Origin of the sequence: Kitasatospora atroaurantiaca, assembly GCF_007828955.1 — a bacterium.
In the GTDB taxonomy this organism is placed as follows: domain Bacteria; phylum Actinomycetota; class Actinomycetes; order Streptomycetales; family Streptomycetaceae; genus Kitasatospora; species Kitasatospora atroaurantiaca.
Map to the genome: position 1 here is coordinate 341,450 of NZ_VIVR01000001.1, position 14,473 is coordinate 355,922.

A 14,473-nucleotide genomic window follows, 5' to 3' on the forward strand; every position below is an offset into this window, starting at 1 on the left:
GGTTCCTTGCTCAGCGAGGCGGGTTGCAGGACGGTGCGTACAGCTCGCGGTAGGTGTTCTGGCCCTTGTCGGCAGCCGGGTCGGTGGCGATCCGTACGCCCCAGGTCGGGTAGTTGTCCTGGGAGCCGAAGGTGTGGGTGTAGCGGTTCGAGATCTGGGTCTTTCCCTTGGGCAGCGTGATGGTGTCGACGGCCTGGGTCTGGAGGGTCCGGCCCGAACGGTCGATCCAGGAGAGCGTCAGCTTGCCGTCCGCGGCGCCGTCCGTGATCACCGTGACGGAGGCGACCGTACCGTACCGGCCGTAGCAGCCGTAGGCCTCCAGGACGATCGAGATCACGTGCAGGCTGGGCGCCGAGAAGGTCGGCGACGGGCTCGGGGTCGGCGAGGCGCTGGGGGTCGCGGAGGCGTGGGTCGGGGTCGTGGAAGGGCTCGGGCTGAGAGTCGGCGAGACGCTGGGCGAGGCGGAGGCGGTGCTCGCCGAGGGCGAGGGTGAGGGCGAGGGCAGGGCCGCCGACGGGCCGCCGCTGGGCGGCGGTGCGAGGGTGCTGGTCAGTTCGGGCGCGGGGCCGCCGACGGTGGTGTGTCCGGCGTCGTCCGTGCTCCCGGCTGCCGCCACCCCCGCGAGCGTGCCGCCCAGGATGACGACGGCCGTGGCGGCGGCCAGCAGCTTGGCCCGGCGGCTCGCGCCGAGGCTGGGCCGAGGGAGCGGCGGGGCCAGGGTGGTGGTGGCCAGCGCCGTGGTGCCCGCGACCTGGCCGCCTGCGCCGGGCAGCAGCAGCGGCAGCAGGGCGACCAGAGCGGCGAGTTGGCGCCTCCCCCGCTCCTCCCAGTCCTCGCCGTACGCGGCACTCGCGACCGCCTCCAGCTGAGTGACCAGCGCCGCCGCGCTCTCCGGCCGCTCCTGCGGGGTCTTGGCCAGGCCGGCGCGGATCAGCGGGCGCAGCGCCTCCGGGGCCTGGTCGTCGGGGACGGCCGCCTCGGTGTGCTGGACGGCCAGCTCCAGCAGGGTGGTCCCGGCGTACGGCTTGGCGCCGGTGAGGCACTCGAAGAAGGTGGCCGTCGCCGCGTAGACGTCGGCCGAGGGTGATGCGGGCGAGCCGGCCCACTGCTCGGGGGCCATGTAGGCGGGGGTGCCCGCGATGTCGGCGGAGTCACCCCGGGGTACGGCGATGCCGAAGTCGACCAGCTTGGAGGAGCCGTCGGCGGCGACGAGCACGTTGCCCGGCTTGTAGTCGCGGTGCACGACTCCGGCGGCGTGGGCGGCGGCCAGGCCGAGCAGTGAGCCCTTGAGTACGGTGAGCGCGGCCTCCGGCTGGGTGGCGCCCTCCTCGCGCAGCAGGGTGCGCAGCGCGATGCCGTCCACCAGTTCCATGACGATGGCGGCGCCGCGGGGGCCCTCGACGTACTCGTACAGCCGCGTGACGTACGGCGAGTCCAGCCGGCCGAGCAGTTCGGCCTCGGCGCGAAAGGACTCGTTGCCGGCGGCCTCGCCGCTCAGGTACTTGATCGCGACGGGTGTGCCGGTGGCGTCGTGGTGCGCCAGGACGACGCGGCCGCTGGCTCCGGAGCCGAGTTCGCGCCCGTGCGTGTACCCGGGTAGTTCCCAGCGGGCGTCCTCGGGGACTGCTCCCTTGTGCCCGTGAACCGTGGCTCTTTCGTCTTCCACCTGTCGCCGCCTTGCATGGCCGGGGCTGTCACTGCCCGGCAGACCTCCGCACGGTTGTGCGGCCGATCAGTGCGACGTGCCCGCGAGCCGGAAAGGTTCCCGCTCGCGGGCATTGAAAGGTCACGATTCGGGTGATTCGTACACCGGTTCATCGGTGCTGACGGATGTTCACGCCGTCGGCGCGGGGGCCGGCGAAGGTCACTCGTCGTCGCGGCGCCGGGCGGACTCGGCTGCTTCGGCTGCGACCGACCCGGCGTGCACCAGGCGGTGGCCGAGGTCGAGCAGGGCACGGCCGGCGGCGAGCTCGTCGCCGATGCCGGCGACGGGCGGGTCGTGCGGGCTGCGGTGCGCCTCGGCGTCGGCCTCCAGGACGGCCTCGCCGGTGTCGAGGACGACGTGCGCCTGGGTGAGGTCACCGTCCTCGGTCAGCCGGAGCTTCAGCTGCCACTCGGTACTCTGCGGCTGTGCCGCGAGGTTCTCGTTCACCGTGTCTTGTCTTCCAGCGTCTCGTCGAACCGGTCACCCTCGGCCAGGGACTCCTCCCCGGCGTGGGCCGTCTGGTAGGAAGTGATGCCCTCTTCCGGGTCCGCCGCACGGGCGTCCTCGCGGTCCTCCGCGGCCTTGTCAGTGAACCTGTCCTGCATCTCAGACATTGCCGACTCCATGTCTCGGGCACCCGGCACCGGCCGCGGCACGACGACGGCGCGCGCGGCCGACCGGACACGTTCCTGTCTCCCCTCCAGCCTGCTCCTGCCGGGCCGCACCGGCCACTCACCATGGCCCGCACCCGGCCCGGCCGTCACCCGGCGCGACCGGACGGCTATGGAAGGGCGAGCCCTGGGAGGAGGGAACCGGCGTCGGTCCGGGGTGCGGCGAGTTCGGCGAGCAGCGAAGGGTTGACGATCTCCACGATCCTGCGGATGTCCTCCGCCGAGGCGGCCGGCCAGAGGACCTCGCGAGCCGCGCGGTAACGGTCGGCCAGGCGGCGGCGTTCGGGTTCGGAGAGCCGGGCCGCGCGGGCCGGGTGCGAGTTGTGGGCGTTGTCGGAGATCTTGAGGAGGGTGGCGGAGTGGTCGGTGGCGATCTGCTGGAGCATCGCGCGGTAGGCCACGCCCGGGGCCTTGGTCACCCGGCGGACGGTCGCCACGACGCTGAACGGCACACCGGCCCGCAACAGGTCGTCGGAGGTCAGCTCGGTGTCCTCCAGGACGTCGTGCAGCAGGGCGGCCATCTGCAGACCCGCCCCGAACGGAGCCACGCCCGCCGCCACCGCACGGACGTGCTCGATGTACGGGACGCCGATCTTGTCGACCTGCCCGGCGTGCGCCTCGGCGGCCAAGGCGTCGACGTCGGCAAGGGTCAGCATGCGCACGGAGCTCCCCCGAGATGTGAATACCTATCAGTTGCCTTGCAATATAGTCGACTTGGCGATCAGGAAAGGACCGACGGGCCTTGCAGGTGAGACCGATCTCCCCGGAGCAGCTGGTGCAGCTGCTGGCGGACCGTATCGAGGCACTGCCGGCCGACGACGGCCGGCGGCTGCGGGTCGCGGTCGACGGGGCCCCCGCCGCGCGGCCCGGTGAGCTGGCGGACGCGCTGGTGGAGCCACTGCAGCTGCGCGGGCGGCCGGTGCTGCGGGTGTCCGCCGCCGACTTCCTGCGTCCGGCCTCGGTGCGGCTGGAGTACGGGCGGCAGGACTCGGACGCCTACCACGACCTCTGGCTGGACGACGGTGCGCTGCTGCGCGAGGTGCTGGACCCACTGGAGCCGGGCGGCAGCGGCCGGGTGCTGCCTTCGTTCTGGGACGCCGCCGCCGACCGGGCGACCCGGGCCGCGTACACCGAACTGCCGCCCGGGGGTGTGCTGCTGCTCGACGGCGCGCTGTTGCTGGGGCGCTGGCTGCCGTTCGAGCTGACCGTGCACCTCGCGCTGTCGCCGGGCGCCCTGGCCCGCCGCACGCCCGCCGAGGAGCAGTGGACGCTGCCGGCCTTCGCCCGCTACGAGGCGGAGACCGGCCCGGCCTCGGCGGCGGACCTCACCGTACGGTCGGACGACCCCAGGCACCCGGCGCTTGTGCTGCGCTGACCGTTCAGGAGCTGACCGTTCAGGAGCTGACCGTTCAGGAGCCGGCCGTTCAGGAGCCGGCCGCACTCCCCAGCACCCGCTGGGGAGTGATCCGGATCGTGACGCGTACGACCTCCGGCGGCAGCTGGAGGTACTCCTCGCCGGCGCCGGGCCCCTCGTACTTCTCGGCCAGCGAGACGGCCAGGGCGCGGCCGACGTCCTCGGTGACCGCGGCCGAGCCGCGCACCTCGACGTACCGGAGCGGGTCCTCCGTGTCGTACACGCTGAGGCTGACCCGGGGCTCGCGGCGGACGTTCTGCTCCTTGCGCCGGCCGGCTGCCGTGGAGATGAGCAGGTCGTCCCCGTCGAGTCCGACCCAGACCACCGAGGTCTGCGGGCTCCCGTCGGGGTTGATCGTGCCGAGGACGGCAGGATTCGGGCTGTCGAGTATCTTGCGCACGGTTTCGCTCAGGGAGACAGACATGCGCCTGAGCCTAGGACGGCGCGACGGCGGCGTCGATGGGGTTCGGTCAGGTGAGGCGTCGGACCAACCCCAGGGGCGCGACCGGGCGCTCAGATGGGGTCTGGTCGACCGGGACTACCAGCGGTCGTGCACCTGGGCGCGGATCCGCCGGTCGTAGAGGTCCCGGACGGCGTCGAGGGTGGTGGCCGGCAGGGGCGGGAGGGCGGCGGCGGCCGCGTTGGCGCGGGCCTGCTGCGGGGAGCGGGCGCCGGGGATGACCGTGGTCACGCCCGGCTGCTGGATGATCCAGCGCAGCGCCGTCTGCGCCGGGGTCGCGCCCTCGGGGGCGAGATCGGCGAACTCGGCGGCGGCTTCGACGCCCCGGGCGAAGTCGATCCCGGCGAAGGTCTCGCCCTGGTCGAACGCGGCGCCCTCGCGGTTGTAGGTCCGGTGGTCGTCTGCCGGGAAGACGGTCTCCTTGGTGTAGCGGCCGGAGAGCAGACCGGAGGCCAGCGGGACGCGGGCGATGATCCCGACACCCGCGCGCTCGGCGGCGGGTACGACCTCCTCCAGCGGCTTGAGGCGGAACGGGTTGAGGATGATCTGCACACTGGCGACGCCCGGCCGGGCGATCGCGGTCAGTGCCTCGGCGCAGGTCTCGACGCTCACGCCGTACGCCGCGATCCGCTGCTCCTCGACCAGGGTGTCCAGGGCGTCGAAGACCTCGTCGGAGGAGTAGACGGGGGTCGGCGGACAGTGCAGCTGGACGAGGTCCAGCCGGTCGACGCCCAGGTTGGTGCGCGAGCGGTCCGTCCAGCTGCGGAAGTTCTCCAGGGTGTAGTGCTCGGGGAGCTGCGGCAGCCGGCGGCCCATCTTGGTGGCGACCAGGACGTCCGCGTCCGGGCGCCCGCGCAGATAGCGCCCGATCAGCTGCTCACTGCGGCCGTCGCCGTAGACGTCCGCGGTGTCGAGGAAGGTCACTCCGGCCTCGACCGCCGCGTCGAGCACCGCAGCGGCGTCCTCCTCCCGGACGTCTCCCCAGTCGGCGCCGAGCTGCCAGGTGCCGAGGCCGACGACGGATGCCTTGCGGGCCGTGCTGCCGAGTACGCGCTGTTCCATGCTCCGGAGCCTTCCATGTCCTGGTGCCGATGGTGCGCACTTGCGCATCCCGCGTGTCCGCCGGATTGTTAACGCTAACAATTCTACCGTCAAGCCCCCGGACGACCGCATCACTATCTATGCCCGCGCGAGACCCAACGGTGATCTCAGGGCACTTGACGCAGTTTCTGTGAGCGTTAACACTCATGTAACGCCAGGCCAGAGCGGCCACGATCCGGGCCCCACACCCGGCTCCACCAACCGCCCGGCCGCCCGTACCGACCCGAGCGCACCCCGGCCCACCCCCACACCGGGCCACCCCCGCGCTCGACCCCCGCTCGACCCGATCCGAGGCCCCTGCCGAGGTCGCGCCGATCGCGGCATACCACTGGAGGAATTGTGCGGAAGGTTTCGATGGGCCTCGCTGCTGCGGGCCTCACGTTGACCCTGGCGGCCTGCGGCCAGAGCGCCAACGGCGTCGGCGACGGCGCGAGCAGCGGCGGCGGCGACGCCAAGGGCGGTCTCGTCGGCATCGCGATGCCCACCAAGTCGTCGGAGCGCTGGATCAACGACGGCAGCAACATGGTCAAGCAGTTCCAGGCCAAGGGCTACAAGACCGACCTGCAGTACGGCGACAACGTCGTCGAGAACCAGGTCTCGCAGATCGAGAACATGATCACCAAGGGCGCCAAGCTGCTGGTGGTCGCCGCCATCGACGGTTCCTCGCTCACCGACGTGCTCCAGAAGGCCGCCGACGCCAAGATCCCGGTGATCTCCTACGACCGGCTGATCCGGGGCACCAAGAACGTCGACTACTACGCCACCTTCGACAACTTCAAGGTCGGCGTGCTCCAGGGCACGTACATCGTCGACAAGCTCGGCCTCAAGGGTGGCAAGGGACCGTTCAACGTCGAGCTGTTCGCCGGCTCCCCGGACGACAACAACGCCACCTTCTTCTTCCAGGGCGCGATGAGCGTGCTCAAGCCGTACGTCGACGAGAAGAAGCTGGTCGTCCAGAGCGGCCAGACCAGCTTCAACCAGGTCGCCACCCTGCGCTGGGACGGCGGCGTCGCCCAGTCCCGGATGGACAACCTGCTGAGCAAGTCCTACACCTCGGCCCGGGTCGACGCGGTGCTCTCCCCCTACGACGGCATCTCCATCGGCATCCTCTCCTCGCTCAAGGGCGTCGGCTACGGCACGGCGGGCAAGGCCCTGCCGGTCGTCACCGGCCAGGACGCCGAGCTGGCCTCGGTGAAGTCGATCATCGCGGGCGAGCAGACCCAGACCGTCTACAAGGACACCCGCGAGCTGGCCAAGGTCGCGGTGCAGATGGGCGACGCCCTGCTCACCGGCGGCAAGCCCGAGGTCAACGACACCAAGCAGTACGAGAACGGTGTCAAGGTCGTCCCGGCCTACCTGCTGCAGCCGGTCAGCGTGGACAAGGAGAACTACCAGAAGGTGCTGGTCGACGGCGGGCAGTACACCGCCGACCAGCTCAAGTAACCGCCGGGCCCGAAGCCAGGGCCGTACCGAGCCGGGCGTGTACGGGCGGGGAAGACGACCTGACAGGTCCCCCCGCCCGTGCCCGCCCCCAGTCGAACGGATGCACCACCATGGCCGGACCCGTCCTCGAGATGCGTTCGATCAGCAAGTCCTTCCCCGGTGTCAAGGCGCTCTCGGACGTCAATCTGAGCGTCGCCCCCGGCGAGGTCCACGCCGTCTGCGGCGAGAACGGCGCCGGCAAGTCCACCCTGATGAAGGTGCTGAGCGGCGTCTACCCGCACGGCTCCTACGAGGGCGAGATCCTCTTCGAGGGCGAGCCCTGCGAGTTCAAGGACATCCGGGCCAGCGAACAGCGCGGCATCGTGATCATCCACCAGGAGCTCGCCCTGGTGCCGTACCTCTCCATCGCCGAGAACATCTTCCTCGGCAACGAGCACGCCACCCGCGGCATCATCAGCTGGAACAAGACCCTCACGCACGCCAAGGCGCTGCTGAAGCGCGTCGGCCTGCACGAGAACCCGCACACCCGGGTCGCCGACATCGGCGTGGGCAAGCAGCAGCTGGTCGAGATCGCCAAGGCGCTCGCCAAGGAGGTCAAGCTGCTCATCCTGGACGAGCCCACGGCCGCGCTGAACGACGAGGACAGCCGAAAGCTGCTCGACCTCATCCTGGAGCTCAAGGCCCAGGGCATCTCCTGCATCATCATCTCGCACAAGCTCAACGAGATCGCCCGGGTCGCCGACTCGGTCACCATCCTGCGCGACGGCCGGACCATCGAGACCATCGCCGTCGACGCGGAGGGCGTCTCCGAGGACCGGATCATCCGGGGCATGGTCGGCCGCGACCTGGAGCACCGTTACCCCGAGCGCGCGCCGGAGATCGGCGAGGTGGCCTTCGCGGTCGAGGACTGGACCGTCCACCACCCGATCGACCACCAGCGCAAGGTGGTCGACGGCGTGTCGGTCAACGTCCGGCGGGGCGAGATCGTCGGCATCGCCGGCCTGATGGGCGCGGGCCGGACCGAGCTGGCGATGAGCGTCTTCGGCCGCTCGTACGGGCGCTACGCGGGCGGCCGGGTGCTGCTGGACGGCAGCGAGATCCGCACCCGCACCGTCCCCGAGGCGATCGGACACGGCATCGCGTACGTCACCGAGGACCGCAAGCACTTCGGGCTCAACCTGATGGAGGACATCAGCCGCAACATCTCGCTGAGCGCACTCGGCAAGGTCTCGCGGCGCGGCTGGGTCAACGAGCACGAGGAGACCCGGGTCGCGGAGTCCTTCCGGAAGACCATGAACATCAAGGCTCCCTCGGTGTTCGCGGAGACCGGCAAGCTCAGCGGCGGCAATCAGCAGAAGGTCGTCCTCAGCAAGTGGATCTTCTCCGAACCGGAGGTGCTGATCCTCGACGAACCCACGCGAGGCATCGACATCGGCGCCAAGGCCGAGATCTACACGGTGATCGCCGAACTCGCCGCCCAGGGCAAGGCGGTGCTGGTCATCTCCTCCGAACTGCCCGAGCTGCTCGGCATGTGCGACCGCATCTACACGATGGCCGAGGGCCGGCTCACCGGCGAGGTGGACAGAGCGGACGCGACCCAGGAATCACTCATGCGCCTCATGACCGTGAGCGCGGCAATCGACGACGAGCAGGTGTAAGGCATGGCCCAGACAGAGACCACGGACATCTCGGAGACCCAGGCGGCCGGAGCGGCCGCGGCGGCCGCGGCGGCCGCAGCGGCTGACCGGCCGGAGCGCGGCGGTGTCGGCGCCCTGCTGGCGCAGGCACTGCGCGGCAACGTCCGGCAGTACGGCATGCTGGTCGCGCTGGGGCTGATCGTCGTACTGTTCCAGATCTGGACCGACGGCATCCTGCTCCAGCCGCTCAACGTCACCAACCTGATCCAGCAGAACAGCTACATCCTGATCCTGGCGATCGGCATGATGATCGTCATCATCGCCGGGCACATCGACCTCTCGGTCGGTTCACTGGCCGCCTTCGTCGGCGCGGCCGCGGCCGTGATGATGGTCAAGCACGACGTGCCATGGCCGGTGGCCCTCATCGCCGCGCTGCTGATCGGTGCCGCCGCCGGGGCCTGGCAGGGCTTCTGGATCTCCTACGTCGGCATCCCGTCCTTCATCGTCACCCTGGCCGGCATGCTGCTGTTCCGCGGCGGCACCCAGATCCTGCTGCAGGGCCAGTCGGTCGCGCCGTTCCCCAAGGGCTTCCAGAAGATCAGCAGCGGCTTCCTGCCGGAGATCGGCCCGAGCACCAACTACCACAACCTGACTCTGCTGCTCGGCCTCGGCGTGCTCGCGCTGGCCGTCCTCCAGGAGATCCGGGGCCGCCGACAGGCCGCCGGCTACGGCCTCGAGCTGCTCCCGCTGGGCTTCTTCCTCGCCAAGCTGGCGGCCATCACCGCAGCGGTGCTGGTGTTCACCATGCTGCTGGCGAGCTACCACGGCTTCCCGATCGTGCTGCTGATCCTGGGCGTCCTGCTGGTGGCCTTCGGCTACCTGATGCGCAACTCCATCCTGGGCCGCCACACCTACGCGATCGGCGGCAACGAGGCGGCGGCCAAGCTGTCGGGCGTCAAGAGCAAGCGGGTCGTCTTCCTGGCCTTCGTCAACATGGGCGTGCTGGCCGCGCTGGCCGGCATGGTCTTCGCCGCACGGCTCAACGCCGGTACGCCGCAGGCCGGTATCAACTTCGAACTCGAGGCCATCGCCGCCGCGTTCATCGGCGGCGCCTCCGCCACCGGCGGCGTCGGCACCGTACTCGGCGCCATCATCGGCGGCCTGGTCCTCGGCGTCCTCAACAACGGCATGTCGCTGGTCGGCATCGGCACCGACTACCAGCAGGTCATCAAGGGCCTGGTGCTGCTGGCGGCGGTCGGCTTCGACGTCTACAACAAGCGCAAGGTCGGCTCCTGACCCCTTTCATCTCCAACTCTCTCGTGTGTCAGCGAGGTTGACGACGGCTCCGCCCGGTCCTGGTTCCAGTGACCGGGCGGAGCCGTCTGCGCGACGTCCGGCGCGGCCGGCCAAGGGGCGGCGGACCCGGACCTCGGTGCCGTCCGTCCGAAGGCGTACGCTCTCGGCGTCGGCGTAGGCGAACAAGTCGTCCAGGGTGCGAAGCCGCACTCCCGGCCGGTCGGGGACGGCGAAACCCGGACAGTCCTGTCAGGGCAGGACGGGAGCAGACCGAGCGGGCCTGAGAATGCGTCACAGCATCCCCGACCGGGTGGTCCTTGTCACGTCACGGCTGAGTCGCCGCTTCCTCGCCCCGGCTTGTCGGCCCTACCGCAGCCGGGAGCTGTTCGAGCGCGGACCGGGCTGCGGCCACCACCGCGCGCTGGGAGTCCTCCAGTTGCTCGCGGTCCTCCAACAGGGCGGCCCGCAGCAGTCCGTACTCGGCCTCGGCCGGCTCGCTCTCCGCCCGGCGTTCCAGCATCCGCGTGGGTTTGCGCCAGTAGTCCACCAGGTTGGCGTAGTGCGTGCGGGCCGGCTCGGCGACGGCCTCCGGCCCGGCGATCTCCAGCACGTCGCGTGTCCGCAGCAGGGTGCGCATCCGTTCGCGCGCGGCGATGCGCAAGGTCTCCAGCTCCTCTGCCGGGATTGCGCGCTCGCGGATCGCTATCGCCAGGTCGAGCACATCTACTCGGGCGGCCTCGGCTGCCTCGAGGAAAGCCAGATAGGCCGACTCCCTGCGCGCGCGCAGCCAGCTGTGGTGCTCGCTGTGTACCGCGTGTGCGTGCGCCGACTCCTGGGCCCGGACCTTCAGTATCTGCTCACGCTCCCATACTTCCTCGGCACGCGGCTGCGCACGGCTGTTGATGACGGCGGTGAGTGCGCCGCCCGCCAGGGTGCCTCCGACGCCGAGCACCGCGACCAGGAACGAGGTGTCTACCATGGCCGTTCATTCTGCCGGAGCACTGCCGTGCGCGGGGCGTTGACGGATACCTGGATGACGGCGTTCCGCCGGCGGGTTGGGGCGAGGAAGCGGCGACTCGGGCCGTCGCCTACTGACCACCCGCCGGCCGATCCGCCAGGCCGGCCTGGTGGGCTGGAATGATCACGGCACCTCCTGGGCGAAGCACGATGCACACCGGGTCGGACACCTGGCCTCGCCGTGTCGCCGCCACACCCCGCCGTGCCCTGACGGGCGGGACGCGGGGGCGGACGCGGGCGTGAACTGAGCATCCGACACCTTCGGCACCTTCACGAGGCCGGCCGCACATAAGGAGTCCAGGGCCGCCTTCACGCCAGGCCCTGCGTCAGCGTTCCACCGACCTCATCCCGACTCCGATGCGCGGGCCAGGCGGCGGTACCACCAGAGATGGGTGCGCCACCTTCGGCGATGGGCGAACGGATCCGGCAGCGTGCGCCGCAAGAATTCCGCGTCCAACGGCCGTAGGAGCTGTGCGAGCTCGGCGCTCGCCCGGGTCGGCAGCTTCCCCAGGACCTCTTCCAGCACGTCACGTGCGTGCCTGACGTCATCGAAGGAACACCCGCGACACGAGCACAGCGCTTCCCGTGGGTACAGGGCGCGTCGGCCTGGTGGACTCAGGAACTCCCGGTACCGCCTCAAGGCCCAGTCGGTGGCGTCAGGGTCGATGTATCCGTTGCCGTACAGTCTCTCAACACGGCTTACCGCCAGGCTTGTTCTGGCAGAGAGGCCATGGATACGGGAGGGCGGGGCAGGTCCCCAAACGCGAGGAAGCGGTTGTCCGGCGCGCAGCGCGCGGGGCCGTCTACGCGGCATCAGCCTTTCGACATGTGATCACGGCAGCCATCTTGCCAGCTTCTGCCGGTCCCTGTCTTCCGGTAAGTAACGTGACAGCCCTGGTGGTCGATCCTCGTGGATTGTGGTCACCGCGACCATGCCAGGTTCAGGCCGGACCGAGAGTAACCTGGAGGTCACCGAGGGCACCTCGTACGCCGGCACCTGACACTGGCGTCGTCTCCGGCGAACGGCTATCTCGGCCCCGGCCCCGGTCGGCTCCGGAGACAGGTCCTTGATCATGACTGTGGCCCTCGATCGTGCGACGCCGCCTTCTGCCCTGGAATCCACCGTGCGACTCTCCCTTGCGCCCGACGGCGTGCGGGCCGGCAGACTGGACGGAGCCTGGTGGCCCCGCTCGCGAGATCTTCTTCTCGAATCCCTTCCCTGGCCGCCGAACTGGACAAGCGGTGGGGGCGGGTCACCCGGATCACCGTGAACCCCACGCAGTGGCCGGTCATCCCGCGACGTATCCCGGTCGCGGGCCACACCGTCCACGCCGGCTGGTTCACCACCGAGCAGGACGAGCACATGATCGCGGTGTACTCGTACACGCCGCTCCAGCTGAACCTGCTCGTCATCCCGCCGTCGACGGATGCCGTCGAGGCCGCCCGGCTGATGTCCAAGGCGGCCGACCCCGCCGGAACCCGGACCGCGAGCGCACTGCTCGCCACGGAGGCGGACGGTGGTGTGGCAGAACCGGAGTCCCGCTCCGATTTCCTGCCCTCGGCCATCGCGCCCACCTATGGCCCCGGTGAGGCAGATCTGCGCGCGGACCTTGCCCGGAGCCGGGCCGCCTCCTGGCCGGCATCCGCATAGCCGGCAGACACACCTGCCCCGTCGGCCGGAGCCGAGCACCTCATTCTCGTGACCACTCGGCCTCGGCCTGAGGCTCGCCGACCGCATCGGGCCCATCCCAGAGGCGGACCCTGACCGCTCGTGGGCCGGGAGCGGGCCGTGAGAGCGTGCGCACGAACGTGTCCCGCAGGTGGTTGGCCGCCCGTTGGGGCGGCCCGTCGTACTCCAGCGGGTCAGACATGGGGGCGCCGTCCCGCCGGGACCAGTGGCCGTCGTCGTCCTGGGTCTCCAGAACCCACCGGTAGTGCCGCATCCTGGCCTCCCTGTGACGACGAGCCTGCCCCAGAACAGACCGTAAGGGCCGGGCAGGCCGACGGCGACCGGTGGGCGTCCGCCTGTACTGCGGCTCGGACTGCGGTCGCGCCAGCCCCGGCCGGCTCACCGGATGGGTGCGGCAATGGCCAAGGTGTCACGATGGAGGCACTCGGGCAAAGGAGGTTGCTGGTGTTCGAAGCGGGTGACATCCGGGAATGGCGCGGCCACGACGTGGTGGACATCGACGGCCACAAGATCGGCACGCTGGAGTCCGTCTATGTGGACACCGCGACCGACCAGCCATCGTTCGCCACGGTCACGGTCGGCCTGCCCACGCGCCGCCGCCTGGTGTTCGTCCCTCTGACCGGCGCGACGGTCGGTCCCGGCTACTTGAAGGTCGCCCGGCCCAAGAGCCAGGTCAAGCGGGGACCGGCGATCGACACGGATGGCGAACTGCCTGCCGAGGACGAAGCGGCTGTGTTCGCCCATTACGAGCTGGACTACGCGCCGGGCACGGGCGGGGAACGCCGCCTGGCCCGCCGGTAGGACCCTGAAGACCACGAAGGAGGCCGACGATGGCAATGGTGCTGTTCCTGATCATCGTGGCAATCGTGCTCGGGCTCGTCGGCGTTGTCGCCCATGGCGTGCTCTACCTGCTGTTCATCGGCATCGCCGTACTGGTCGTCGCCCTGCTCATCTCCGCCGTCCGATTCCGGCGCGGAGGCCGATCTCCCAACCGCTGAGCGCCTGCCAACCCGCGCCGAGTGGGGCTCGGCGCGGGTTGGCCACGAAGCGGGTCCCGTCAGTACGCGGAGCCACTTCGCAGGAAGGTCCCCACGACCTGGAGCCACGCCGAGGAGCTGAAACACACCTCGACCACGTGCGGCGTGTCCTCGAAGACGCGCAGGACACGCAGCGCCCCGCTCGGATGCAGGTCGTACTCGTACGTGACGCCGTCAGCGCCATCCTGGTACTGCATGTCCAACGGCCCCTTCGACGGCTCCGTCGGCGACCGGGCCTCGGCCGAGAGTTTCACGTAGACGGACATCTCTCCGCCTCGCCTTCCTGTCTGAAGCCCGCCCTGCCGACCGTCACCTCAGGACGCTTCGACCTGCGGATCGGAGCCGATGCCGGTGGCGATGAGGACCTGCCGTGCTGAGTCGGAGCCGCTGGCCTGAACCGCTCGCGCCATCGCGGCAAGGGCCGCCTCCTGGCTCGCCTGCGGGGGGACGACGAGCAGACTGAAGTGATCGCGGTCGCCTCGCGTAATGATTACCGTGTCGTCGCCGACCGGATACCGGTCGATGTGCACCGATCGGCCATCGACGACCAGACGCGCCGGGACGTCGTCCCACGCATCCGCGTCCAGACCGACACTCACAACGGGCCCCAGATGCTCGGTCAACGCGGTGACCAGACCGGGCAGCTCGGCACCGATGTCACGCGAACGAGGCCACCACGCTCCGTCGAGCGCCCCCTCGCGCGACCGTGTGGTCTCCAGTCGCAGCAGGACCGTGCCCGGCCTCGCCGACTGCCGGAACCGGTCCGGCAGAAGCCCGGGGTGCGGAGCGCCGGATTCATCCGACATGGCTCGCCACCCATCCGCGGGCGCAGGCCAGGCCCGCTGATACAGGGAGCGCCCCGTCGGTTGCCTCCGGTCGAGCCTCCCGATGTCCCCACGGTACTCCGCCCCTGCCGGGCCGGTCCGGCCGCCCGTGGGGGCTGCGGCGGGGTGGCCACGGGCGTCGGTGCCTCGACGCCATTCGCTCAAGAGAAGGGTGGCG

Annotated in this window: 16 protein-coding genes and 2 pseudogenes; 7 read left to right on the top strand and 11 right to left on the bottom strand. The window is 70.4% G+C overall.

Annotated elements, in window-relative coordinates; translation table 11 throughout:
* Positions 1-10 precede the first annotated feature (10 nt).
* The 4 genes from FB465_RS01530 to FB465_RS01540 all read right to left on the bottom strand — a co-directional run bounded on the left by FB465_RS01530 (position 11) and on the right by FB465_RS01540 (position 3,032).
* The gene (locus tag FB465_RS01530; protein WP_145786889.1) at positions 11-1,666 is read right to left on the bottom strand and encodes a serine/threonine-protein kinase; all 1,656 of its coding nucleotides are present in this window, start codon (positions 1,664-1,666) and stop codon (positions 11-13) included.
* 198 nt (positions 1,667-1,864) lie between these two features.
* Positions 1,865-2,152, bottom strand: coding sequence for a dsRBD fold-containing protein (locus FB465_RS01535; RefSeq protein ID WP_145786891.1), 288 nt, complete (start codon positions 2,150-2,152; stop codon positions 1,865-1,867).
* Positions 2,149-2,319 carry a hypothetical protein gene (locus FB465_RS35505; RefSeq protein ID WP_170290460.1) on the bottom strand — a complete coding sequence of 57 codons (171 nt, stop codon included), beginning with the start codon at positions 2,317-2,319 and terminating at the stop codon, positions 2,149-2,151. Before FB465_RS35505 ends, FB465_RS01535 begins: the two co-directional genes overlap by 4 nt.
* Before the next feature lie 167 nt (positions 2,320-2,486).
* Positions 2,487-3,032, bottom strand: a complete 546-nt coding sequence (locus tag FB465_RS01540) for an HD domain-containing protein (protein WP_145786893.1) — start codon at positions 3,030-3,032, stop codon at positions 2,487-2,489.
* 86 nt (positions 3,033-3,118) lie between these two features.
* Between FB465_RS01540 and FB465_RS01545 the strand changes: the two genes are divergently transcribed.
* Positions 3,119-3,751, top strand: a complete 633-nt coding sequence (locus tag FB465_RS01545) for a nucleoside/nucleotide kinase family protein (RefSeq protein ID WP_145786895.1) — start codon at positions 3,119-3,121, stop codon at positions 3,749-3,751.
* 49 nt (positions 3,752-3,800) lie between these two features.
* Here the strand turns inward: FB465_RS01545 and FB465_RS01550 are convergent, their stop codons facing one another.
* A complete protein-coding gene (locus FB465_RS01550; RefSeq protein ID WP_145786897.1) occupies positions 3,801-4,214 on the bottom strand; it encodes a PPOX class F420-dependent oxidoreductase in 414 nt (137 codons plus the stop codon).
* 114 nt (positions 4,215-4,328) lie between these two features.
* Positions 4,329-5,312, bottom strand: coding sequence for an aldo/keto reductase (locus FB465_RS01555; RefSeq protein WP_145786900.1), 984 nt, complete (start codon positions 5,310-5,312; stop codon positions 4,329-4,331).
* A 393-nt stretch (positions 5,313-5,705) separates the two neighbouring features.
* On the opposite strand from FB465_RS01555, the gene chvE reads away from it, so the two are divergent.
* The 3 genes from chvE to mmsB all read left to right on the top strand — a co-directional run bounded on the left by chvE (position 5,706) and on the right by mmsB (position 9,727).
* Positions 5,706-6,794, top strand: coding sequence for a multiple monosaccharide ABC transporter substrate-binding protein (chvE, locus tag FB465_RS01560; RefSeq protein WP_170290461.1), 1,089 nt, complete (start codon positions 5,706-5,708; stop codon positions 6,792-6,794).
* A gap of 110 nt (positions 6,795-6,904) precedes the next feature.
* Positions 6,905-8,452, top strand: a complete 1,548-nt coding sequence (gene mmsA, locus FB465_RS01565; protein WP_145786904.1) for a multiple monosaccharide ABC transporter ATP-binding protein — start codon at positions 6,905-6,907, stop codon at positions 8,450-8,452.
* A gap of 3 nt (positions 8,453-8,455) precedes the next feature.
* Positions 8,456-9,727: a multiple monosaccharide ABC transporter permease gene (gene mmsB / locus FB465_RS01570; protein ID WP_145786906.1), complete on the top strand. Its 1,272-nt coding sequence runs from the start codon at positions 8,456-8,458 to the stop codon at positions 9,725-9,727.
* An 87-nt stretch (positions 9,728-9,814) separates the two neighbouring features.
* On the opposite strand, the pseudogene FB465_RS36505 reads toward mmsB, so the two are convergent.
* Both FB465_RS36505 and FB465_RS01580 read right to left on the bottom strand, forming a co-directional pair.
* Positions 9,815-9,964 (bottom strand): annotated as a pseudogene (locus tag FB465_RS36505) (transposase family protein); the annotation flags it as partial.
* Between the two features lie 88 nt (positions 9,965-10,052).
* Positions 10,053-10,706 carry a hypothetical protein gene (locus FB465_RS01580; RefSeq protein ID WP_145786908.1) on the bottom strand — a complete coding sequence of 218 codons (654 nt, stop codon included), beginning with the start codon at positions 10,704-10,706 and terminating at the stop codon, positions 10,053-10,055.
* A 1,111-nt stretch (positions 10,707-11,817) separates the two neighbouring features.
* On the opposite strand from FB465_RS01580, the pseudogene FB465_RS01590 reads away from it, so the two are divergent.
* Positions 11,818-12,395: pseudogene (locus tag FB465_RS01590) on the top strand (DUF5994 family protein).
* 40 nt (positions 12,396-12,435) lie between these two features.
* Here FB465_RS01590 and FB465_RS35510 read toward each other — a convergent pair.
* Complete coding sequence (locus FB465_RS35510) at positions 12,436-12,687, bottom strand: hypothetical protein (RefSeq protein ID WP_170290462.1); 252 nt, start codon at positions 12,685-12,687, stop codon at positions 12,436-12,438.
* Positions 12,688-12,878: 191 nt separating this feature from the next.
* Between FB465_RS35510 and FB465_RS01595 the strand changes: the two genes are divergently transcribed.
* Together FB465_RS01595 and FB465_RS35515 are read left to right on the top strand one after the other, a co-directional pair.
* On the top strand, positions 12,879-13,235 hold the full coding sequence (locus FB465_RS01595) for a PRC-barrel domain-containing protein (protein WP_145786913.1): 357 nt from the start codon (positions 12,879-12,881) through the stop codon (positions 13,233-13,235).
* A 29-nt stretch (positions 13,236-13,264) separates the two neighbouring features.
* A complete protein-coding gene (locus tag FB465_RS35515) occupies positions 13,265-13,432 on the top strand; it encodes a hypothetical protein (protein WP_170290463.1) in 168 nt (55 codons plus the stop codon).
* 59 nt (positions 13,433-13,491) lie between these two features.
* Here FB465_RS35515 and FB465_RS35520 read toward each other — a convergent pair whose 3' ends face one another.
* On the bottom strand, positions 13,492-13,668 hold the full coding sequence (locus tag FB465_RS35520) for a hypothetical protein (RefSeq protein WP_170290464.1): 177 nt from the start codon (positions 13,666-13,668) through the stop codon (positions 13,492-13,494).
* A 117-nt stretch (positions 13,669-13,785) separates the two neighbouring features.
* Positions 13,786-14,277 carry a DUF5994 family protein gene (locus tag FB465_RS01600; protein ID WP_145786915.1) on the bottom strand — a complete coding sequence of 164 codons (492 nt, stop codon included), beginning with the start codon at positions 14,275-14,277 and terminating at the stop codon, positions 13,786-13,788.
* Positions 14,278-14,473: the final 196 nt, after the last annotated feature.